The organism is Herbaspirillum sp. YR522 (genome assembly GCF_000282575.1).
Classification (GTDB): domain Bacteria; phylum Pseudomonadota; class Gammaproteobacteria; order Burkholderiales; family Burkholderiaceae_D; genus Herbaspirillum.
Window position 1 is genome coordinate 95113 of the sequence record NZ_AKJA01000010.1, and the last position, 19358, is coordinate 114470.

Below are 19358 nucleotides of genomic sequence, written 5' to 3' on the forward strand. Positions count from 1 at the left end.
TAAATAGCAGCGGCTGTCCCGAATAACAAATGCAGAGATGCAGCAGAGCAAGGAGACGCACATGACCCTATGGATCGTCGTTCTGGTGGCCGGCGCGCTGGCGCTGATGGTGGCGCGCGCAAGCGCCTGGATGTGGTTGCTGGCCGAGGCGGTCTGGATCTGGTTGGGCGGCCCGCTGGCCGGCATTGAACTGCCGATCATGGTACTGCTGGCGATCCTGCTGTTTGCGCCGACCCTGTTGGTGGCCATCGATTCGGTGCGGCTGTCGCTCATCACGCGTCCGGCGCTCGATACCTTCCGCCGCATCATGCCGCGCATGTCGGCCACCGAGCGCGACGCCATCGAGGCGGGTACGGTCTGGTGGGACGGCGAGCTGTTTTCGGGACGTCCCGACTGGCAGCGCCTGCTCGACCTGGCGCCGCCGCGCCTGACGCCCGAGGAACAGGCCTTCCTGGACCACGAGGTCGAGCAGCTGTGCGCCATGGTCAGCGACTGGGATAGCAGCGTGCGGCACCAGGACCTGCCGCCCGAGGCCTGGCAATTCATCAAGGATCGCGGGTTCCTGGGGATGATCATCCCGCGCCAGTACGGCGGCAAGCAGTTTTCGGCGTATATGCATTCGCAGGTGATCATGAAGCTGTCCTCGCGCTGTTCGGCGGCGGCCATCTCGGTGATGGTGCCCAATTCGCTGGGACCGGCCGAGCTGCTGTTGCACTACGGCACCCAGGCCCAGAAGGACCACTACCTGCCGCGCCTGGCGCAGGGGCTGGAAATTCCGTGCTTTGCGCTGACCAGCCCTTATGCGGGCTCGGATGCGGCCGCCATTCCCGATGTGGGCGTGGTGTGCCGGGGTATCCACGACGGCCAGGAAACCATCGGCTTCAAGGTAACCTGGAACAAGCGCTACATCACGCTGGCGCCGGTGGCCACCGTGCTGGGCCTGGCGTTCCGGGTGCGCGACCCGGAGCGCCTGCTGGGTGACGATCCGGAGCCGGGCATTACCTGCGCATTGATTCCCACCAGCCATCCGGGGGTGGTCACCGGGCGCCGTCACTGGCCGCTCAACGCGGTGTTCCAGAACGGTCCGACCTCGGGCCATGAGGTGTTCATCCCGATGGAGTGGGTCATCGGCGGTCTGGCGCAGGTGGGGCGCGGCTGGCGCATGCTGATGGAATGCCTGGCCGCCGGGCGTGCCATTTCGCTGCCGTCGTCGAATGTGGGCTTTTCCAAGCTGGCGGTGCGCGGCACCACCGCCTACACGGCCATGCGGCGCCAGTTCAAGGTCGAGATCGGCAAGTTCGAGGGAGTCCGGGAGGCGCTGGCGCGCATGGGCGGCAACCTCTACATGATCGATGCCACCCGGCGCCTGTCGGCGCTGGCGGTGGATGCCGGCGAGAAGCCGTCGGTGATCTCGGCCATTTCCAAGTATCACGTCACCGAGCGCGGGCGCACCATCGTCAACGACGGCATGGATGTGATCGGCGGCAAGGGCATCTGCATGGGGCCCGGCAATTTCCTGGCGCGGGCCTACCAGCAGATCCCCATTGCCATTACGGTCGAGGGGGCCAATATCCTTACCCGCTGCCTGATCATCTTCGGCCAGGGCGCGATTCGTTGCCATCCCTACGTATTGCGCGAGCTGGCCGCCGCGGCCGACGACAACCACGAGCGCGCCACGCAGGAGTTCGACAAGCTGCTGTTCGGCCACCTGTCGTTTGCCGCGGCCAACTTCGCGCGCGCCTTCATCGGCGGCCTGAGCCATGGATGGCTGTTGCCGGCAAGCGCTCGGGCGGCGCGCCAGACGCGGCGCCATTTCCGCGCGGTGACGCACCTGTCGTCGGCGCTGGCGCTGCTGGCCGACGTCTGCATGGCCGTGTTCGGCGGCACCTTGAAGTTGCGCGAGCGCGTCTCGGGGCGGCTGGGTGATGTGCTATCGCAGTTGTACCTGGTGTCGGCCACGCTCAAGCGCTTCGAGGACGATGGTCGTCCGCCAGAAGACCTGCCGTTGCTCGAATGGTCGGTGCGCGATGCGCTGCATCGGGCGCAGGAGGCCATCGTCGAGGTATTGCACAACTTTCCCAATCCGGTCATCGCCCTGGCGTTGCGGTTGGCCATCTTTCCGCTGGGGCTGATCTATCGCAAGCCTTCCGACGCACTGGGTACGGCCGTGGCGCGTGCCATGCAGACTCCGGGGGCAACCCGCGAACGGCTGCTGTGCGATGGCTACGTGCCGCAAGGAGACGACCCGCTGGCCGCCGGCGAGCGCGCCTTTGCGCTCACGCCTACCGTGCAGTTGCTCGAGCAACGGCTCAAGCCGGTGATCAAGGAAGGGCAATTGCCGGCGATCCCGCAAAGCCTGATCGAGATGAAGGCCTGGAATGCGACGGCGTTCGAACGAGGCTTCATCAGCCAGCAGGAGCTGGGCTTGCTGGACGCGTTTGCCCGCGATGGCGACCAGGCGATACAGGTGGACGACTTTGCGCCGGACTTCGATCGCAAGGAGATTGTCGATTTGGAGCAGGCGCGCAGGCTGGTGGTGTAACCGTGGCGTTGTGGTGCGTTTTTTCGCGCCTAAGGAACATCGTTCCGGCTGGTAAGCGCGTAGCGCTGTATCGAAGCCTGTCCTGAGCCTATCGAAGGAAGCCTGTCGAAGGAAGCCTGTCGAAGGGCCGGTCCCGAGGCCCGAGCGCAGGACACCGCATCCGATTTAGAATGCACGGTTTCGGTTCGTCACCCTCATTGTCAATGAATCTGCCTCGCATCTATCTCGCCGGTCCCGATGTCTTCAAGCGCGACTACCCGCAGCATAAACGGAACGCCCGGCGCTGGTGCGCCGAGCTGGGGCTGGTGGCCCTGTGCCCGGGGGACGACGAGGTGGTGGGCGATACCCGCGCGGCGGTGTCGCGCGGGATCTTCGAGATCAACCTGGCATTGCTGGACTCGGCCGACTACGTGGTGGCCAACCTGGCCAATTTTCGTGGCCATGAGCCGGACTCGGGCACCGTGTTCGAGATCGGCTATGCCATCGGGCGCGGCAAGAAGGTCTGGGGCTACAACACGCCGCAGCACGACTTGCTGTCACAGATTCCGCAAGGCGAACCCGGGCATTGCCGCGACGGCATGCAGATCGAGGATTTCGGCTTGCCGCGCAACCTGATGCTGGCGCACTCCTGCGAACTGGTCGATGGCGACCTGAGCGCCTGCCTGCTCAAGGTCGCGCGCTGGCACGCCAACCGGCATTGACCGGGTCCTACCCGTTGGAAGGCGCAATCATCTCGGCGTAGTCGTACAAGGCGCCGAGCACTTCCTGCGCCTGCTCGTCGTCGGTGGTTTCCTGCAACTGGTCGATCTGTTCGAACAACTGGGCAATCGTGCGCGCGCCACCGGCGCCGTCGAACAGGCGCGCCGCACGGTGCGCTTCCCAGTCGGCGCTTTCCTGGGCGCTGAGGGTGTCGGGGAAGTTGCGCGCCCGATAGCGAAACAGGATCTGCGTCAGTCGCGCATCGGCGAACGATACGCTGGCAGCGGCCAGCGCTTGCGGCGTCATGGCACGCAACTGCGTCAATTGACGACGATCGTCGTTGCCCACGAAACCGCCGTACAGGTCTTCGTCCACGTCCGCCGCGGCTTGCTGCTCGCGCTGGTAGACCTGCTGCCACAGGTGTCCCAGGTCGGGCAGGGCGGCAGCGACCTCGGCGTGCCGCAGGGCAAGGTCGACATCGATGCCCAATTGCGCCGCGCGCGTCGCGGACAGGGTCTTGAGATTGCCTACCACCATCGGTGACTTGTTCAGGTGGATGCTCTTGAGCGCCAGGCGGGTCATGCCCTCGGGCATCGCATCGCTACGGGTGAAGAGCCTCTCGCGGGCAGTGCTGGCGTCCAGTCCGGCCAGTTCGCCGGGGTCCACGCTCAGGTCCCAGGCCAGCAACTCGTTCTTGTTGGTGGGGTGGATGCCCAGCGGCCACATCAATGCCAGGCAACCGCGCGCCGCCGGGAACATGCCTGAGACGTGCAGGAACGGGCGCGGGGTCGGCAAGCCGATCTCGGTGGCCACCCGGTCCTTCTTGTGCAGCGCCAGCGCAAAGTCGAACAGGCGCGGATTGTGCTGTCGCAGCAGGCGTGCCAGGGCGATGGTGGCGCGCACGTCGGACAGGGCGTCGTGCGCGGCTTCATGCACCAGGCCATTGGCCTGGGTCAGGTGCTCGAGCTTGAAGCTGACGGAGCCGTCCTCCTTGGTCGGCCAGTTGATGCCTTCGGGGCGCAGCGCGTAGCACAGCCGCACCACATCGAGCAGGTCCCAGCGGCCGCAGCCGTTTTGCCATTCGCGCGCATACGGATCGATCAGGTTGCGCCAGAACAGGAAGCGCGTGACTTCGTCATCGAAGCGGATGGTGTTGTAGCCCACGCCGATGGTGCCGGGTTCGGCCATGGCCTGCTCGATGCGCTGGGCGAACTGATGCTCGGGCAGGCCCTGTTGCAGGCATTGCTGGGGCGTGATGTGGGTGATCAGGCAGGACTGGGGATCGGGCAGGTAGTCGGGCGCCGGCTTGCAGTAGATCATGATCGGCTCGCCGATCTCGTTGAGTTCGGCATCGGTGCGCACGGCGGCGAACTGCGCCGGGCGGTCGCGGCGCGGCACGATGCCGAAGGTTTCGTAGTCGTGCCACAGGAAGGTTTGGTTGGACATCGCAGCGGGACCGGCAAGCGGCCTGTTAAAAGAACATCGCGCGATTATAGGGCCTGCGCGCTGCTTTACTGCAATGGCAGCGTATCGCGCTTGAGCAGCTTGGTCAGTACCGCCTGCAGCGTACCGCTGCGCATGGGGGCGGCGCCCTTGGCATATTCGATGTTGTCGATGACCCAGCCACGCGCGTCCCGCGTGAGCAAGACCTGGTCGGTCCACTTGGCTGGCGCCTTGAGCTTGGCGTCGCTGTAGATCAGTTCGACGGCGCACTTGCTGTCTCGTTCGCCGATGTCGCAGTTGACGATGCGAAAGGTCGAGGCGCCGGCCGGGTTGCCGGTGAAGATATCGCCCTCCACCAGCGGCGGCAGCGGGTCGGCGTCGGCCTGGGCAGACTGGGCGATGCGTGCTTCCTCGGCCACCGAGGTGTCCTTGAGCAGGTCGAACAGGTTCACGGACATGAAGTGGCGGAACGTGATGAGCTCGTTGAGCGTGAGCGCGCCTATCGGCCGCACCGACTGGTGCATCTTGTAGAAGCTGCTGACCACGTCGCGGGCGCGGCTTTCATCGCCACCGGCGCAACCGGCCAGCAACAGGGCGGTGCCGATCAACCACGACCGGGCAATGCATTTGACGACCTGTTTTTCCATTCGCTGCACAATCGGCTCCATCACTTCATTGATAGTCGAACACCAAAGTTTGCCATGCATTGCCGCAAGACAACTATAGGTGACGAATCGACAACGGTTCTTTCCGGCAATGATAAGCCTTGCCGGCTGCGGCAAAGCCGTGGAACACATCATTAAAAGCCGGCCAATTCATCTGCCGGGCTGCACGCGGCCGCTGGCGCGCGGGCTAGTCGACCTGGGCGATGGCGTCGGCCAGGGCGTCGCTCAGGTATTCGCGGTGCGATGACTGGTCCAGGCCGATGAATTCGATGTCGTCGATGCGCCATTGGCGCTCGTGCTGCACCAGCAGGACCTTGTCGTTCCAGGCTTCGTCGCTGCCATCCTTGCGATAGCGGAACTGCACCTGGCACGATGCGCACTGTTCGTCGGTCTCGCAGGATTGCACCGAAAAGCTGGTCGCGCCCTCGTAGAGCGAAGTCATGAGGTCGCCTTCGACCAGCGGTGGCGCCTGGTTGCCGGCCAGTCCGTGATAGCGGTTCTCGGCCGCCTCGGCCTGGGTCAACAGCGTATTGAGGGCAGGGCTGACCAGCGGCTGGAGCTGCCGCAGTTCGTCCGACGCGGGCAGGCCAGGCGCGTTGGCCTTGAGATGGATGCGGTAGAAGTTGTCCACCACGTCGGCCTGGCGTTGCTCGTCACCCGAGAAATCGTGGCAGCCGCCCAGGGCCAGCGCGGCCAGCAGTGCGCAGGCAACGACCGCCCGGCGTCGTGGCGTGGAAGATGGCCAGCCACAGTGGCCGGCAGCAGCAGGTGCAGATGGGTTGTTCACGGAAGTTCCTGGCGTGCGGCATGCCGCGTTTCTTGGTCTTTTCTGGCGCCGCCGAGGAGGCGATCGCGCCGCCTGTTAGTCAGGTTGGCGGCGCAATCGTTCCAGCCAGGTTCAGCTCGACTGGTCCAGCAGCGCGAAATGCTCGACCTGCGGCGGGCTGGCGAAGAACGGTCCGACGATGCCGCGCCATTGGGCAAAGGCCGGCGACTCGCGAAAGTCGACCGTGTGGTTCTCGAGCGTGGCCCACCGCACCATCAGGAGGTAGCGTTCCGGCGATTCGACGCCTTTTTGCACCTGGTGGCCCAGGTAACCGCGCGACTTGGCAATGGTCTCGGCCACGCCGCGTTGGATGGCTGCGTCGAATTCGGCCTGCTTGCCGGGTTGGATGCGGATATCCGCCAGTTCCAGAATCATGTGAATCTCCATGGTCGAGTGCGCCGGCACTGCATGTTGCGCGACAGTGGCGACATGCGGCGGCGCGTCGGCGATTATTACATTTTCGGCAGCGGCGCGAATGCAACAATATGATGCCCGCCGGTGAAATCACTTCACCCGGCCGGGTGGTCGCCCGGGTGGTGACGATGGCTGGCGGCAGCGCGGGCGGCGCGCAGTTTCTGCTCCATGTCTTCCAGGCCGATCTCGATGGCGCCGGTGCTGATTGTGATTTCCCACAGCGACACCAGCAGCGACGCCACCAACAGGAACAGGCTGACACCGAAGCAGATCTCGGCGGCGCGGTCTTGCTCGACGAAGATCAGGAACATCGAGATGGCGCACATGATGAAGCTCGAAACGCCCAGCGCCTGCATGTAGCGGGTCAGCACGATGCGCTTGCGCAGGTTCAGGATCTGGCGCAGCACCAGGTCGCGGCCGTCGTCCTTGTGCTGGGTCTGCAGGTTGCGGATCAATTGCGCCAGCACCAGGAAACGGTTGGTATAGGCCAGCAGCAACAGGGAAGTGGCGGGAAACAGCAGGGCGGGAGTGGTGAGGTTCATCATCGAATTATGCGTTGGCGATTGGCTGGGCCGTGGATTTTATTCTTTCCTGTGGCGCAAGAAACATGCCCATTGCGTGTCGGCCCTGGGTTCTCGCGCACATTCGAATCGACTGGCCGTTTTGGGGCAGGGCCTGCACCAGCACGCGATTCTTGCACCGTCCGGCGGCATGGTCGCCGCGGGCAGGATTATTTTATGGATCGGCCAGCGCTGGCCAATTGTTATTTGATGCCGCCATCAATACACTACCCGACGATCCAATAAACCATAACGAAAGGATATCCATGTCGGGTTCTTATTTCCCCCAATGGCGGCTGCGTGCCAGCGCCGATGACGGCCAGGGCGCCGTGATCGCCACCGATGAGCGCCTGCCTGCGCCGCAGACGCTGGCCATGGGCGTGCAGCACGTCGTGGCCATGTTCGGTTCGACCGTGCTGGCGCCGCTGCTGATGGGGTTCGATCCGAACGTGGCGATCCTGATGTCGGGCGTGGGTACCCTGCTGTTCTTCCTGCTGGTGGGAGGGCGCGTGCCCAGCTATCTGGGATCGAGTTTCTCGTTCATCGGACTGGTCATTGCCGTCACCGGCTATGCCGGGCAAGGCGCCAATGCCAACCTCGGCCTGGCGCTGGGCGGCATCATCGCCTGCGGCGCGGTGTATCTGCTGATCGGCTTGCTGGTCGGCGTGGTCGGCACCGGCTGGATCGAAAACCTGATGCCGCCGGTGGTCACCGGTGCGGTGGTGGCGGTGATCGGCCTGAACCTGGCGCCGATTGCCGTCAAGGGCGTCACCGGTAACGGTTTCGATGCCTGGATGGCATTGGTGACGGTGCTGTGCGTGGGCATGGTGGCGGTATTTACCCGTGGCATGCTGCAGCGCCTGTTGATCCTGGTCGGCCTGCTGTTGGCCTATGCGATCTATGCGGTGCTGACCAATGGGGTCGGCTGGGGCAAGCCGATCGATTTCTCGGGCGTCGCCATGGCTGCCTGGTTCGGCGTGCCGCACTTCGCCGCGCCGGTGTTCGAGGGCCGTGCGATGGCCTTGCTGGCGCCGGTGGCGATCATCCTGGTGGCTGAAAACCTGGGACATATCAAGGCGGTGTCGGCCATGACCGGCCAGAACCTGGATCGCTACATCGGTCGCGCATTCGTCGGCGACGGTCTGGCCACGATGGTATCGGGCAGCGTCGGCGGCACCGGCGTGACGACCTATGCCGAGAACATCGGGGTCATGGCGGTCACCAAGATCTACTCGACCCTGGTCTTCGTGGTGGCGGCGGTGATCGCCATCCTGCTCGGGTTTTCCCCCAAGTTCGGCGCGCTGATCCTGACCATCCCGGGGGCGGTACTGGGCGGCGTATCGATCGTGGTGTTCGGCCTGATCACCGTATCGGGGGCGCGCATCTGGGTCGAGAACAAGGTCGACTTTTCCAATAACACCAACCTGATCGTGGCTGCCGTGACCCTGGTCCTGGGCGCCGGCGACTTCACCTTGAAGCTGGGCGGCTTCGCCCTGGGCGGCATCGGCACCGCTACCTTCGGTGCCATCATCCTGTACGCGCTGCTCAAGCGCCGCCAGTGAATGACGTGGCGTGGGTGCAGGCTCGACCCACGCCCGCAGCACGGAAGGCGCGATAAATTTCCGTTGAGCAATTCGATGATGGTGACTATACTTTGCGGCGTTGCAGCGACAGGCGAATCCGCCCATGCGCGGCGGTAGTCCGGGGAAGGGCGCCGTCGACGGCGCTGCCTTCTTACTCAAGGGGAACCCGCAGCATGAATACCACCACCCGCCTGTTGGCAATGATGTGCCTTGCCGCGCCATTGCTGGCAGCATGCGACATGACCGCCGGCAAGAAGGACTATGCCTACTTCCGCCAGAACCTGGACCAGGCCAAGTCGGTGTCGGACCAGTGCTCGCTTAACGGCACCTCAGGCATGAACAAGTCGCAGATCTCCGAATGCGACGCCGCCCGCGAAGCCTATTCCAACCGCAAGCTCGGTTATTGATCGCCTTACTTGGGGCCGTCGTTCCAGCGCAGCGACAGCTTGCTCGGCTGGGCGCCCAGCGTCAATTGCCGGGTTTGCGCCTGGCCGTTGTAGACGGCATTGAGCTGGTACTTGCCTGGCGGCAGCTTGACGTTGGTCATGGGACCGGCCGCCGGTAGCGAGAAAACGGTCTTGCCGGCGCTGTCGGTGATGTCCAGCTTGACGTCGCTGATGTATTCACCGCTGCCGCCTTGCGAGAACAGCAATTGCAGGTTGTAGTCGGCGGCGGTGGCCTTGATCGAGGCCTGCTCGCCGGCGCCGATGCCGCCGTTCATGTAGGGCGGTGCCGATTGGGCCAGGGTACCGCTCGCGGTGGCGCCCAAGGCCGCAGCAAGGCACAGGCAGAGCAGGGGTTGGCGCAGGCGCAGAGGGTGGGTCATGGTCGGTCTCCGATGTGGTTGATCTGATGAATGGGCCACTGCCGGGCTAAAAAGTTCGCATGGCCGAGCGGCATGCCCGGGGTCACGGGCCTGTCACAAATTTGTCAAAGTCGGCCGGTAGAATGCCATCGACCTTCCCAGCCCCTGTCTCCCTTTCTTCATGCACAACCCGCCGGACACACCGCAAGCCCTGCACCTGCTCTACGAGCCGGCCGGATTTATCTGTGCGTTCCACTTCGCAGGTGGCCATGCGCGGCAGATGAAGTGGAACGAGGTCATCGACTACCGCCCCCATGCCGACGCCTTCACCTGGCTGCATGTGAAGACGGCCGACGTCAAGATCCAGCAGTGGATGGCGCATCATAGCGGCGTGCCCGAGCACATCAACGAGTTCCTGTTGAGCAGCGACACGCATCCGGGCCTGCACATGAGCGCCGATAGCGTCTATGGCACGCTGACCGATATCAAGATGGAAATCGGCGACACCGGTACCGAAAAGGGGGCATTGCACTTCTATCTGGACAGCCGGCGCTTGTTGACGCTGCGCACGCAGCCGCTGTGCTCGACCAACCTGCTGCGCCAGAAAGTGCTCGACGGCGTGGGCTTCCAGAACAGCATGGACCTGTTTGCCAAGCTGTTGCGGTGCCTGGCCGATGGTTTCAACGAACGGCTCGACAGCCTCAACGACAAGGTCGATGACATCGAGTTCTCGGTGCTGTCGGACCGGCGCCCGGAGGATCGTAGCGAGTTATCGAGCATTCGCCGTCAACTGGCCGAATTGCGTCGTTTCATCGCGCCCGAGCGCCGCATCCTGAACCAGTTCAACCGGCTGCGTCCGGCCTGGGTGCCGTCGACCGCGATGGACGACCTGACCCACGCGCTGGACGAACTCAACGAGTTGCATACCACCGTCGAAGCACTGTATGAGCGCGCCAAGCTGCTGCAGGAAGAAATCGCCTCGCAGATGTCGGAGCAGATGAACCGCAACCTGATGGCCTTGTCGATCCTGACCGCGCTGCTGATGCCGGCTACGCTGGTGTCGGGGATCTTCGGGATGAACGTGGCAGGCCTGCCGGGCCTGCACGACGAAGTCTCGTTCTGGGTGGTGATGGGCATCATGGGCGCACTGGGGTTGGCGACGGTGGCCTTCCTGAAGTGGCTCAAGATCTGGTAGCGCGGTGCCTCAGTCGCGCTCGGCCAGCGCCGCTTCGCTTTCGCGGATCAGGCGGTCGATATCGATGTTGTCGACCGCTTCGATACGCAGCGTCACCGGGCGCCACAGCGAATACAGCCACAGGCCGATGGTACACAGCGTGCCCAGGAACAGCGTGATGAATCCCGACAGGAACAGGCCGATGAAGGGCGAGGCGATCAGCCCGTCATAACCGATCAGGTGCTTGCCATCCCAGGTGATGGTATGGGCGCCAAACAGCGACAGCACGCCCATCAGGGTCGAGAATGGCACCAGCGAGAACGTGGTGCCGATAGCCAGCAGCTTGTAGATGGTGCCCATCGACATGCGCTGGATCTTGAGCTGTTCGAACATGATTCCCCCTTAGCCTGCATGGCGCGTGGTCGTGGCCAGCGCCTGATACCGCATGAAGCGCTCGGCGCACCCCCGTGCACGCGCGCCGCCCGTTTTTTATCGCCGGGCCTACTTGCCCCAGCTGTCCTTGAGTGTCACCGCCCGGTTGAATACCGGCTGGCCATCGGTGGAGTCGATGCGATCGGCCACGAAGTAGCCATGTCGTTCGAACTGGTAGATGTCGCCCGGCTGGGCACTCTTGAGCGTCGGTTCCAGGTAGGCGGTGATGACGTCCTTGGAGTTGGCGTTGAGCGCGGTGAGGAAATCCTTGCCGCCCGCATCCGGGTGCGGGTCGGTAAACAGGCGGTCGTACAGGCGCACCTCGGTGGCCAGCGCATGCTCGGCGCTGACCCAGTGCAGGTTGCCCTTGACCTTGTAGTTGGAGCTGCCTTCGGTGCCGCTCTTGCTGTCCTCGAAGTAGTTGCAGTGCACTGCGATGACGTTGCCGTCCTGGTCCTTGTCGAAGCCGGTGCATTCGACCACATAGCCGTAGCGCAGGCGCACCTTGTTGCCGGGGAACAGGCGGAAATAGCCCTTGGGCGGCACTTCCATGAAGTCCTCGCGCTCGATCCACAGTTCGCGCGTGATCGGGAAGTGACGATGTTGCTGGTCGTGCAGCGGGTGGGCCGGCGGATAGACCGGCGCGCTGCAGTCGATGCTCTGGCCTGCCGGGAAGTTGTCGATGATCAACTTCAACGGGCGCAATACGGCCACCGCGCGGCGTGCCTTGGGGTCGAGGTCCTCGCGCAATGCGCCTTCGAGCACGCCGTAGTCGATCCAGCTGTTGTGCTTGGAGGCACCGGTGCGGTCGCACATCAGGCGGATCGCCTCGGGCGTGTAGCCGCGTCGGCGCAGGCCGACGATGGTCGGCATGCGCGGGTCGTCCCAGCCTTCGACGATCTTCTCGTCGACCAACTGCTTGAGCTTGCGCTTGCTGGTGATGATGTAGGTCAGGTTCAGGCGTGCGAATTCGTACTGGCGCGGCAGCGGCCTGGAGAACATGCCTTCGGCCGACAGGCGTTCGAGCACCCAGTCGTACAGCGGGCGCTGGTCTTCGAATTCCAGGGTGCAGATCGAATGCGAGATGTTCTCGAGCGCATCCTCGACCGGGTGGGCGTAGGAATACATCGGATAGACGCACCACTTGCTGCCGGTGTTGTGGTGGACCGCATGACGGATACGATAGATCGCCGGATCGCGCAGGTTCATGTTGGGGCTGGCCATGTCGATGCGCGCGCGCAGGATCAGCGAGCCGTCGGGGTGCTTGCCGTCGCGCATCTCCTCGAACAGGCGCAGCGATTCATCGGCAGGGCGGTCGCGCCAGGGCGAATTGCGCCCCGGTTCGGTCAGGGTGCCGCGGGTCTCGCGCATCTGCTCGGCATTCTGCTCGTCGACATAGGCATGACCGGAGCGGATCAGCGCCTGGGCACCGGCGTACATGAAGTCGAAATAATTGCTGGCGTAGTACAGGTGCTGGTTGCCCTCGTGTTCCCACGAAAAGCCCAGCCACTGGACTGCATCGAGGATGGTGTCGACGTATTCCTGCTCTTCCTTCTCGGGATTGGTGTCGTCGAAACGCATGTGGCAGCGGCCGGCATAGTCGCGCGCCAGGCCGAAGTTGAGGCAGATCGACTTGGCGTGGCCGATGTGCAGGTAGCCGTTCGGTTCGGGCGGAAAGCGCGTGATGACCTGGGGCAGCGGGACGCCATCCTGGGTAGTGCGCCCGGCGTAGGTGCCGCCGGCCAGGTCGGCCTCGATGATGCCGCGCAGGAAATTGGTAGGCGGCACTGGCGCCTGGCCGTTGGCGGGGGCGCCGGCGTGGCCGTTCTTCAGATCATTGCTCATGGTTGAATCGGGAAGATGCTGGTTTATTCAGATGGCAGGCATTCTACCGCAGCGAGCCTGCTTGCACCGGGCCGGGCAGCGTCGCCGGCGAGATTTTTTCGGCCTGGCGTCCACATGAGATGGGCCTTCTTGTTACAGATGATACGGCGCTGTATTACCTGTAGCCCGCTGCTCCAGGCAATCTGCTGCTGTGCCGGACCGGGTCCGGCCTGACGGTTAACAGAGAGGGCATCATGAAAAGACTAATCAAATTGGTGATCGCCGCGGCAGTCGCCGCGGCCACGTTGTCGGCTTGCGTGGTGGTGCCGGTGGGGCCGCCGCATCCGCATTACGCCCGTCCATACTATGGACCGGGCTATTACTACGGACGTTGAGGCAGCCCCGGCGGCTCAGGCGGCCGGGGGCTTGCGCCCGGCCGTGCGATGTACCGTCTTGAGCGACTTCAACGGAATGGCGATCTGCGCCATGGTCCCGGCCGGCACGTTGTGGGTAATGATCAGCTCGGCCAGCGGCCCATACAGGGTCGACACCCTTTCGCGAATCTGCTCCAGCCCGAAGTGCATGCCGATCCTCGGTTCCTTGCGGCCCACCGCGCCCAGCCCGGCACGCGGCGCCGGCTGGTTGAGCGCGGCGCCGCTGGCCAGGCCGACGCCGGTATCGAACACGCTCAATACCAGCAGGTCCTGGTGTAGCGCGGCACGCACGGTGCAGTTGCCGCCATCGGCCTTGGGCTCGAGCCCGTGCTTGATGGCGTTCTCCACCAGCGGTTGCAGCAGCATCGGCGCCAGCCGCAGGCGGCCCAGGTGCTCCGGCAGCTGCAACGTATAGGATAGGCGCAGGCCCATGCGCAGCGACATCAGGCCCAGGTAGGCGCCGATCAGGTCGAATTCCTTCTTGAGGGTGGTGCTGTCGTTGCGCGAGGTGGCCAGGGTAGTGCGCATGAACAGGTTCAACTGGTTGAGCATGTGTTGCGCCCGCAGCGGTTCGGCGCCGATCAGCGTCTGTAGCGTCGACAACGTATCGAACAGCAGGTGCGGCTCGATCTGTGCCTGCAGCATCTGCAGCTGGGCCTGCACCGCCTGTTTCTCGACTTCACTGGCATGGGCTTGCGCTGCGGCGTTGGTTTCGCGATTCCAGAAGTAGATCGCCGCGCCCAGGCTGACCAGCGACATCAGCACCAATACCCCGATGACGCCATCGCTGTCGGCCACCGGCCACCAGGCGAGGGGCTGCCCCAGTATCCGCGCGGACAATGCCCGACCCAGCAGCAGCGAGGCCGGCGCGAGCACCACCAGTGACACCAGGAAGCCCAGCGGGTCGGGCTTGTCGTCACCCCAGATGGCCACGCGCGAGCCATCGATCAATACCATCGCCAGCAGCCCGATGCACATCGCCAGCACCAGGTTCTCCTGGAAGCCTGCGCCGATGCGCATGAGGTAGGTGACCGCCAGCGCGCACAGCAGGATGACGGCCAGCGTAGGCAGCAGGGCGAACAGCAATTCACGCAGCAGCAGGATCAGGCGCGGCGGGATGGAAGTATCTTGTCGGTTCATTGCTCAGTGTTGCAGGTCCGGATCTGTCGGGCGTGAAATAGTACCCCGATTCCCTGCCAGTCAGGTGCTTGTCGCCTGTCCTGATCTGCACTAAGGTGGGCGCCGATGGGGCGTGGCTTGCCCCGGTGACCTTCAACGGAGAAAAACATGTGGCCTTATCCCCGGGCGCTGGCCCATCGTGGCGGCGGCACCCTGGCGCCCGAGAATACGCTGGCCGGCTTTCGCGCCGGCCTGCAGTTCGGCTATCGCGCGGCCGAATTCGATGTGATGCTGACCCGCGACGAAGTGCCTATCCTGATGCACGACCCGCAGCGCGGGCGTACCCTGCCCGGGGTCGGCGCCATCGCCGAGACCGATTGGGCCGAATTGCAAGGACTCGATGCCGGCGCCTGGCACAGCCCGGGCTTCGCCGGCGAACGGATCTGTACGCTGGCGCAGGCGCTGGCGTTTTGCAGCGACCACGGCATCTGGATGAACGTCGAGATCAAGCCGGGCGCGCCGGCCCATGCGCGGCGTACCGGTGAACTCACCGCGCAGGCGGTGGCGCGCCATTTTGCCACCCGGCTGCAAGCGCCGCGTGACGGTGCCGACGGGGTGGCGCAGTTGCCGCTGCTGTCGTCGTTCTCGTTGGCGGCCCTGCGCGCCGCGCGCGAGGTGGCGCCCGAGCTGCCGCGCGGTTTCCTGGTGGACGTGGTTCCCGCCGACTGGGAGTCGCGCCTGGTCGAGCTGGACGCAGTGGCATTGCACACCAACCACAAGCACCTGGAGCCGGCCCAGGCGCGCCGCATCAAGGACGCCGGCTTCGGGTTGTTTTGTTATACCGTCAATGATCCTGGGCGCGCCGCCGAGATCGCCGGCTGGGGCGTCGACGGCTTCTGTACCGACCGCATCGACCTGGTCCACGCCGCGCAATGGTCCAATCGATAAGTCGCCATGGCGTGTCAACGCCGTCGTGCAGGCTGGCGTTAAGGAAGCACAAGGTCGGGGATTTGCCAAGGGGGGCGCCGACAGACTTGTGAAGCGCATAACATGTATCGTATTAGTGAGTGAGGAAATGATGAAGATCAACAAATTGCTGGCCGCCGTGCTCGTCGCCGCTTTCGCCCTGCCTGTCATGGCCCAGCCTGCCCCGGCGCCTGGTGCACCTGCTGCCGACTCCAAGCCGGTTGCCAAGCACAAGCACGTCAAGAAGCACAAGAAGCACAAGAAGCACGCTCACCGCAAGGCCAAGCCAGCCCTGCCCATCAACAAGGGCGCCTGATTGCGCTGACCCGCTCGTGCGCCGTACCGGCCCACGATGCAGGTGTCTGAACGCACGGCCATGCAAGGCCGCAACCCGTCCGGAGCGATCCCGACGGGTTTTTTCTTGCCTGCAAGGGGCCGTCGAGCGGCCTGGGGGCGGGCTTGCGATCCCATATGGCTTCGCTCGCGGATCACGTATAATCGCCGATTAGCAATCATTTTTGCACCGTCTTTTACCAGCCTTCGAACATGAACTCAGCCGAAATTCGCGATAAGTTTCTGAAATTCTTTGAATCCAAGGGCCACACCGTGGTCCGGTCGTCCAGCCTGGTCCCGGGTAACGATCCGACCCTGCTGTTCACCAATTCCGGAATGGTCCAGTTCAAGGATGTGTTCCTCGGCACCGACAAGCGCAACTACGTGCGGGCCACTTCGGTGCAGCGCTGCCTGCGCGCCGGCGGCAAGCACAACGACCTCGAGAACGTCGGCTACACCGCGCGTCACCACACCTTCTTCGAAATGCTGGGCAACTGGTCCTTCGGCGACTACTTCAAGCGCGATTCGCTCAAGTGGGCCTGGGAGCTGCTGACCACCGTCTATGGCCTGCCGGCCGAGAAGCTGTGGGCCACGGTCTACCAGACCGACGACGAGGCCTACGATATCTGGACCAAGGAAATCGGCCTGCCACCGGAGCGCGTGGTGCGCATCGGCGACAACAAGGGCGCCCCGTATGCCTCCGACAATTTCTGGCAGATGGCCGAGACCGGCCCTTGCGGCCCCTGTTCGGAGATCTTCTTCGATCATGGTCCCGACGTCTTCGGCGGCCCTCCGGGCAGCCCCGACCAGGACGGCGACCGCTACATCGAGATCTGGAACAACGTGTTCATGCAGTTCGATCGCCAGCTCGATCCCAAGACCGGCCAATACACGCTCACCCCGCTGCCGGCGCCTTGCGTCGACACCGGCATGGGCCTGGAGCGGCTGGCGGCGATCCTGCAGCATGTGCACAGCAATTATGAAATCGACCTGTTCCAGCACCTGATCAAGGCTGCCGGGCGCGAAACCGGCACCGCCGACCTCGGCAACGCCTCGTTGCGGGTGATTGCCGACCATATCCGCGCCACCTCCTTCCTGATCGTCGACGGCGTCATCCCCGGCAACGAAGGCCGTGGCTATGTCCTGCGCCGCATCATCCGTCGCGCATTGCGCCACGGCCACAAGCTGGGCCAGACCAAGCCGTTCTTCTACAAGCTGGTGGGCGACCTGGTCGACCAGATGGGCGCGGCCTATCCCGAGTTGCCCGAAGCGGCAGCGCGGGTCGAGATGGTCCTGAAGCAGGAAGAGGAACGTTTCGGCGAGACGCTGGAACACGGCATGAAGATTCTCGAGACAGCCCTGGCCGGCAACACCGGCAAGCTCGACGGCGAGACCGCCTTCACCCTGTATGACACCTACGGCTTCCCGCTCGACCTGACGGCCGACATCTGCCGCGAGCGCAATGTGGAACTGGACGAGGCGGGCTTCGATGCCGCCATGGAACGCCAGAAGACCGCCGCGCGCGCGGCCGGCAAGTTCAAGATGGCCGCTGCCATCGAGTACACCGGCGACAAGACCCGCTTCGTCGGCTACGAGTCGCTGGTGCAGCAGGCCAAGGTGGTGGCGCTGTACGTGGGCGGCAGCCCGGTGCAGAAGGTCGCGTCGGGCCAGGACGCCATCGTGGTGCTCGACACCACGCCGTTCTATGCCGAATCGGGTGGCCAGAGCGGCGACGCCGGTACCCTGGAAGCCGCCGGCGCCTTGTTCGCGGTGGCCGACACGCTCAAGATCCAGGCCGATGTATTTGGCCATCATGGTCAATTGATCAGTGGCAACCTGTCGGTGGGCGACGAGGTGCAGGCCAAGGTCGATGCCGACCAGCGCGCACGCACCATCCGCAACCACTCGGCCACGCACCTGATGCACAAGGCCCTGCGCGAAGTGCTGGGCAGCCATGTGTCGCAAAAGGGGTCGCTGGTCGATGCCGACAAGACCCGGTTCGACTTCAGCCACAATGCGCCGCTGAGCGCCGACGAGATTCGCCAGGTCGAAGATATCGTCAACCGTGAAGTCCTGGCCAACGTCGCCACCGGCGCCAGGTTGATGGGCTACGACGATGCCATCGCCGCCGGCGCCATGGCGCTGTTCGGCGAGAAGTACGGCGACGAGGTGCGGGTGCTGTCGATCGGCACCTCGACCGAATTGTGCGGCGGTACCCACGTCACCCGCACCGGCGACATCGGTCTGTTCAAGATCGTCTCCGAAGGCGGTGTCGCCGCCGGCATCCGTCGGGTCGAGGCGGTCACCGGCGAAGGTGCGCTGGCGCTGGTGCAGTCGCTGTCGAACCGGGTCGCCGAAGCGGCCGCCGCGCTCAAGGTGCAGCCGGAAGAGTTGACCGCGCGCATCGGCCAGGTGCAGGACCAGGTCCGCTCGCTCGAGAAGGAGCTGGCTACGTTGAAGTCCAAGCTGGCCTCCAGCCAGGGCGACGAGCTGCTCAACCAGGCGCTCGACGTCAAGGGCGTCAAGGTATTGGCGGCGACCCTGGAAGGCGCCGATGTGGCCACGCTGCGCGAGACCATGGACAAGCTGAAGGACAAGCTCAAGAGCGCGGCCATCGTGCTGGCGGCGGTCAAGGATGGCAAGGTCAGCCTGATCGCCGGCGTCACCGCCGATGCCACCGGCCGGGTCAAGGCTGGCGAGCTGGTCAATTTCGTGGCGCAACAGGTGGGTGGCAAGGGTGGTGGCCGTGCTGACATGGCGCAGGCCGGCGGTACCGATCCGTCCGGCTTGCCGGGCGCGTTGCAGGGTGTGGCCGAATGGGTCGGCGCCAAGCTTTGATCTGACTGGATCCCATGAGCGAGTTCAAATTCTGTCCGGTGTGTGCCGCTTCGCTGGTGCTGCGCGCCGATGAGGAAGAGAGCGGCAAGGTCCGCCTGGCCTGCCCGGATGGGCATTGGACCCATTGGGACAACCCGCTGCCGGTGCTGGCGGCGTTGGTCGAGATCGACGGCAAGTTGCTCACGGCCCGCAACGCGGCCTGGGCCGAGGGGCGCTTTGCCCTGATCACCGGCTTCATGGAGCGCGGCGAGACGCCCGAAGAGGGCATCGCCCGCGAAATCAAGGAAGAAACTGACCTCGACGCGCAGCAGGTCAGCCTGATCGGCGTCTATGAATTCATTCGCAAGAACGAATTGATCATCGCCTATCACGTACGCGCCACCGGCGTCATCCGGCTCTCGCCCGAGTTGCTGGAGTACCGGCTCAGCGATCCGGCCGACATGCGGCCATGGCCGGCAGGGACCGGCCATGCGGTCGCCGACTGGATGCGCGCGCGTAACCTGCCGGTGCAATATGTGGAATTCGCGGGTTCCAGCACGCCCTTGGCAGAAGCGCCGGAGGCCGCCACCGGCACGCCCGCCATCGCCTCCTGACCCGTTCCGAGTTGCCGATGCACAAGCTTAGTGCGTCGAAAACAACAATTCTTGTGCGATGCATCAACTCGGCGCATCTTTGCAGTAAAATCGTTTTCGTTGTATTCC

20 protein-coding genes are annotated in these 19358 nt (G+C 64.4%); 11 read left to right on the top strand and 9 right to left on the bottom strand.

Annotated features, from left to right (window positions below; translation table 11 throughout):
- The first annotated feature begins 61 nt into the window (after nt 1-61).
- The gene (locus PMI40_RS01280; RefSeq protein ID WP_008111311.1) at nt 62-2542 is read left to right on the top strand and encodes an acyl-CoA dehydrogenase; all 2481 of its coding nucleotides are present in this window, start codon (nt 62-64) and stop codon (nt 2540-2542) included.
- 203 nt (nt 2543-2745) lie between these two features.
- Nucleotides 2746-3243 (top strand): nucleoside 2-deoxyribosyltransferase, encoded by a 498-nt coding sequence (locus tag PMI40_RS01285; RefSeq protein ID WP_008111312.1) that lies wholly within the window; start codon nt 2746-2748, stop codon nt 3241-3243.
- A 7-nt stretch (nt 3244-3250) separates the two neighbouring features.
- Here the strand turns inward: PMI40_RS01285 and sbcB are convergent, their stop codons facing one another.
- The 5 genes from sbcB to PMI40_RS01310 all read right to left on the bottom strand — a co-directional run bounded on the left by sbcB (nt 3251) and on the right by PMI40_RS01310 (nt 7134).
- Nucleotides 3251-4687, bottom strand: a complete 1437-nt coding sequence (gene sbcB / locus PMI40_RS01290) for an exodeoxyribonuclease I (protein WP_008111314.1) — start codon at nt 4685-4687, stop codon at nt 3251-3253.
- Between the two features lie 65 nt (nt 4688-4752).
- Nucleotides 4753-5331: a hypothetical protein gene (locus tag PMI40_RS01295; RefSeq protein ID WP_040501482.1), complete on the bottom strand. Its 579-nt coding sequence runs from the start codon at nt 5329-5331 to the stop codon at nt 4753-4755.
- A gap of 205 nt (nt 5332-5536) precedes the next feature.
- Nucleotides 5537-6136: a DUF3828 domain-containing protein gene (locus tag PMI40_RS01300; RefSeq protein WP_008111318.1), complete on the bottom strand. Its 600-nt coding sequence runs from the start codon at nt 6134-6136 to the stop codon at nt 5537-5539.
- 111 nt (nt 6137-6247) lie between these two features.
- Nucleotides 6248-6550 carry an antibiotic biosynthesis monooxygenase gene (locus PMI40_RS01305; protein WP_008111320.1) on the bottom strand — a complete coding sequence of 101 codons (303 nt, stop codon included), beginning with the start codon at nt 6548-6550 and terminating at the stop codon, nt 6248-6250.
- A gap of 134 nt (nt 6551-6684) precedes the next feature.
- The gene (locus PMI40_RS01310; RefSeq protein ID WP_008111322.1) at nt 6685-7134 is read right to left on the bottom strand and encodes a DUF2721 domain-containing protein; all 450 of its coding nucleotides are present in this window, start codon (nt 7132-7134) and stop codon (nt 6685-6687) included.
- On the opposite strand from PMI40_RS01310, the gene PMI40_RS23625 reads away from it, so the two are divergent.
- The 3 genes from PMI40_RS23625 (at nt 7121) to PMI40_RS01320 (ending at nt 9139) form a co-directional block, all read left to right on the top strand.
- Complete coding sequence (locus PMI40_RS23625; protein WP_157221414.1) at nt 7121-7360, top strand: hypothetical protein; 240 nt, start codon at nt 7121-7123, stop codon at nt 7358-7360. The two genes, PMI40_RS01310 and PMI40_RS23625, sit on opposite strands and share 14 nt — an antisense overlap.
- Nucleotides 7361-7415: 55 nt before the next feature.
- Nucleotides 7416-8711: a solute carrier family 23 protein gene (locus PMI40_RS01315; RefSeq protein ID WP_008111323.1), complete on the top strand. Its 1296-nt coding sequence runs from the start codon at nt 7416-7418 to the stop codon at nt 8709-8711.
- Nucleotides 8712-8905: 194 nt separating this feature from the next.
- The gene (locus tag PMI40_RS01320; RefSeq protein ID WP_008111324.1) at nt 8906-9139 is read left to right on the top strand and encodes a hypothetical protein; all 234 of its coding nucleotides are present in this window, start codon (nt 8906-8908) and stop codon (nt 9137-9139) included.
- Nucleotides 9140-9144: 5 nt separating this feature from the next.
- Here the strand turns inward: PMI40_RS01320 and PMI40_RS01325 are convergent, their stop codons facing one another.
- Entirely contained in the window at nt 9145-9558 is a 414-nt protein-coding gene (locus tag PMI40_RS01325) for a hypothetical protein (protein WP_008111325.1), read from the bottom strand.
- 160 nt (nt 9559-9718) lie between these two features.
- On the opposite strand from PMI40_RS01325, the gene PMI40_RS01330 reads away from it, so the two are divergent.
- Nucleotides 9719-10732 carry a transporter gene (locus PMI40_RS01330; protein WP_008111326.1) on the top strand — a complete coding sequence of 338 codons (1014 nt, stop codon included), beginning with the start codon at nt 9719-9721 and terminating at the stop codon, nt 10730-10732.
- A gap of 9 nt (nt 10733-10741) precedes the next feature.
- Here PMI40_RS01330 and PMI40_RS01335 read toward each other — a convergent pair whose 3' ends face one another.
- Together PMI40_RS01335 and PMI40_RS01340 are read right to left on the bottom strand one after the other, a co-directional pair.
- Nucleotides 10742-11104 (bottom strand): hypothetical protein, encoded by a 363-nt coding sequence (locus tag PMI40_RS01335; protein ID WP_008111327.1) that lies wholly within the window; start codon nt 11102-11104, stop codon nt 10742-10744.
- Nucleotides 11105-11212: 108 nt separating this feature from the next.
- A complete protein-coding gene (locus tag PMI40_RS01340) occupies nt 11213-12988 on the bottom strand; it encodes a glutamine--tRNA ligase/YqeY domain fusion protein (protein WP_008111330.1) in 1776 nt (591 codons plus the stop codon).
- 233 nt (nt 12989-13221) lie between these two features.
- On the opposite strand from PMI40_RS01340, the gene PMI40_RS24205 reads away from it, so the two are divergent.
- Nucleotides 13222-13362: a hypothetical protein gene (locus PMI40_RS24205; protein WP_008111332.1), complete on the top strand. Its 141-nt coding sequence runs from the start codon at nt 13222-13224 to the stop codon at nt 13360-13362.
- A gap of 15 nt (nt 13363-13377) precedes the next feature.
- Here the strand turns inward: PMI40_RS24205 and PMI40_RS01345 are convergent, their stop codons facing one another.
- Nucleotides 13378-14541 (bottom strand): sensor histidine kinase, encoded by a 1164-nt coding sequence (locus PMI40_RS01345; protein ID WP_008111334.1) that lies wholly within the window; start codon nt 14539-14541, stop codon nt 13378-13380.
- Nucleotides 14542-14688: 147 nt separating this feature from the next.
- On the opposite strand from PMI40_RS01345, the gene ugpQ reads away from it, so the two are divergent.
- The 4 genes from ugpQ (at nt 14689) to PMI40_RS01365 (ending at nt 19250) form a co-directional block, all read left to right on the top strand.
- Nucleotides 14689-15468, top strand: a complete 780-nt coding sequence (ugpQ, locus tag PMI40_RS01350; protein ID WP_008111335.1) for a glycerophosphodiester phosphodiesterase — start codon at nt 14689-14691, stop codon at nt 15466-15468.
- Between the two features lie 130 nt (nt 15469-15598).
- Nucleotides 15599-15802, top strand: a complete 204-nt coding sequence (locus PMI40_RS01355) for a hypothetical protein (RefSeq protein ID WP_008111336.1) — start codon at nt 15599-15601, stop codon at nt 15800-15802.
- Nucleotides 15803-16032: 230 nt separating this feature from the next.
- Complete coding sequence (alaS, locus tag PMI40_RS01360) at nt 16033-18657, top strand: alanine--tRNA ligase (RefSeq protein ID WP_008111337.1); 2625 nt, start codon at nt 16033-16035, stop codon at nt 18655-18657.
- Nucleotides 18658-18671: 14 nt separating this feature from the next.
- Nucleotides 18672-19250 (top strand): NUDIX domain-containing protein, encoded by a 579-nt coding sequence (locus tag PMI40_RS01365; RefSeq protein ID WP_008111338.1) that lies wholly within the window; start codon nt 18672-18674, stop codon nt 19248-19250.
- The last annotated feature ends 108 nt before the right edge of the window (nt 19251-19358 follow it).

Bases quoted from the DNA above. Each gene is read 5' to 3' on its own strand.
- PMI40_RS01280 (WP_008111311.1), top strand. From the start codon at position 62: ATGACCCTATGGATCGTCGTTCTGGTGGCCGGCGCGCTGGCGCTGATG.
- PMI40_RS01285 (WP_008111312.1), top strand. From the start codon at position 2,746: ATGAATCTGCCTCGCATCTATCTCGCCGGTCCCGATGTCTTCAAGCGC.
- sbcB (WP_008111314.1), bottom strand. From the start codon at position 4,687: ATGTCCAACCAAACCTTCCTGTGGCACGACTACGAAACCTTCGGCATC.
- PMI40_RS01295 (WP_040501482.1), bottom strand. From the start codon at position 5,331: ATGGAAAAACAGGTCGTCAAATGCATTGCCCGGTCGTGGTTGATCGGC.
- PMI40_RS01305 (WP_008111320.1), bottom strand. From the start codon at position 6,550: ATGATTCTGGAACTGGCGGATATCCGCATCCAACCCGGCAAGCAGGCC.
- PMI40_RS01310 (WP_008111322.1), bottom strand. From the start codon at position 7,134: ATGATGAACCTCACCACTCCCGCCCTGCTGTTTCCCGCCACTTCCCTG.
- PMI40_RS01315 (WP_008111323.1), top strand. From the start codon at position 7,416: ATGTCGGGTTCTTATTTCCCCCAATGGCGGCTGCGTGCCAGCGCCGAT.
- PMI40_RS01320 (WP_008111324.1), top strand. From the start codon at position 8,906: ATGAATACCACCACCCGCCTGTTGGCAATGATGTGCCTTGCCGCGCCA.
- PMI40_RS01325 (WP_008111325.1), bottom strand. From the start codon at position 9,558: ATGACCCACCCTCTGCGCCTGCGCCAACCCCTGCTCTGCCTGTGCCTT.
- PMI40_RS01330 (WP_008111326.1), top strand. From the start codon at position 9,719: ATGCACAACCCGCCGGACACACCGCAAGCCCTGCACCTGCTCTACGAG.
- PMI40_RS01335 (WP_008111327.1), bottom strand. From the start codon at position 11,104: ATGTTCGAACAGCTCAAGATCCAGCGCATGTCGATGGGCACCATCTAC.
- PMI40_RS01340 (WP_008111330.1), bottom strand. From the start codon at position 12,988: ATGAGCAATGATCTGAAGAACGGCCACGCCGGCGCCCCCGCCAACGGC.
- PMI40_RS24205 (WP_008111332.1), top strand. From the start codon at position 13,222: ATGAAAAGACTAATCAAATTGGTGATCGCCGCGGCAGTCGCCGCGGCC.
- PMI40_RS01345 (WP_008111334.1), bottom strand. From the start codon at position 14,541: ATGAACCGACAAGATACTTCCATCCCGCCGCGCCTGATCCTGCTGCTG.
- ugpQ (WP_008111335.1), top strand. From the start codon at position 14,689: ATGTGGCCTTATCCCCGGGCGCTGGCCCATCGTGGCGGCGGCACCCTG.
- PMI40_RS01355 (WP_008111336.1), top strand. From the start codon at position 15,599: ATGAAGATCAACAAATTGCTGGCCGCCGTGCTCGTCGCCGCTTTCGCC.
- alaS (WP_008111337.1), top strand. From the start codon at position 16,033: ATGAACTCAGCCGAAATTCGCGATAAGTTTCTGAAATTCTTTGAATCC.
- PMI40_RS01365 (WP_008111338.1), top strand. From the start codon at position 18,672: ATGAGCGAGTTCAAATTCTGTCCGGTGTGTGCCGCTTCGCTGGTGCTG.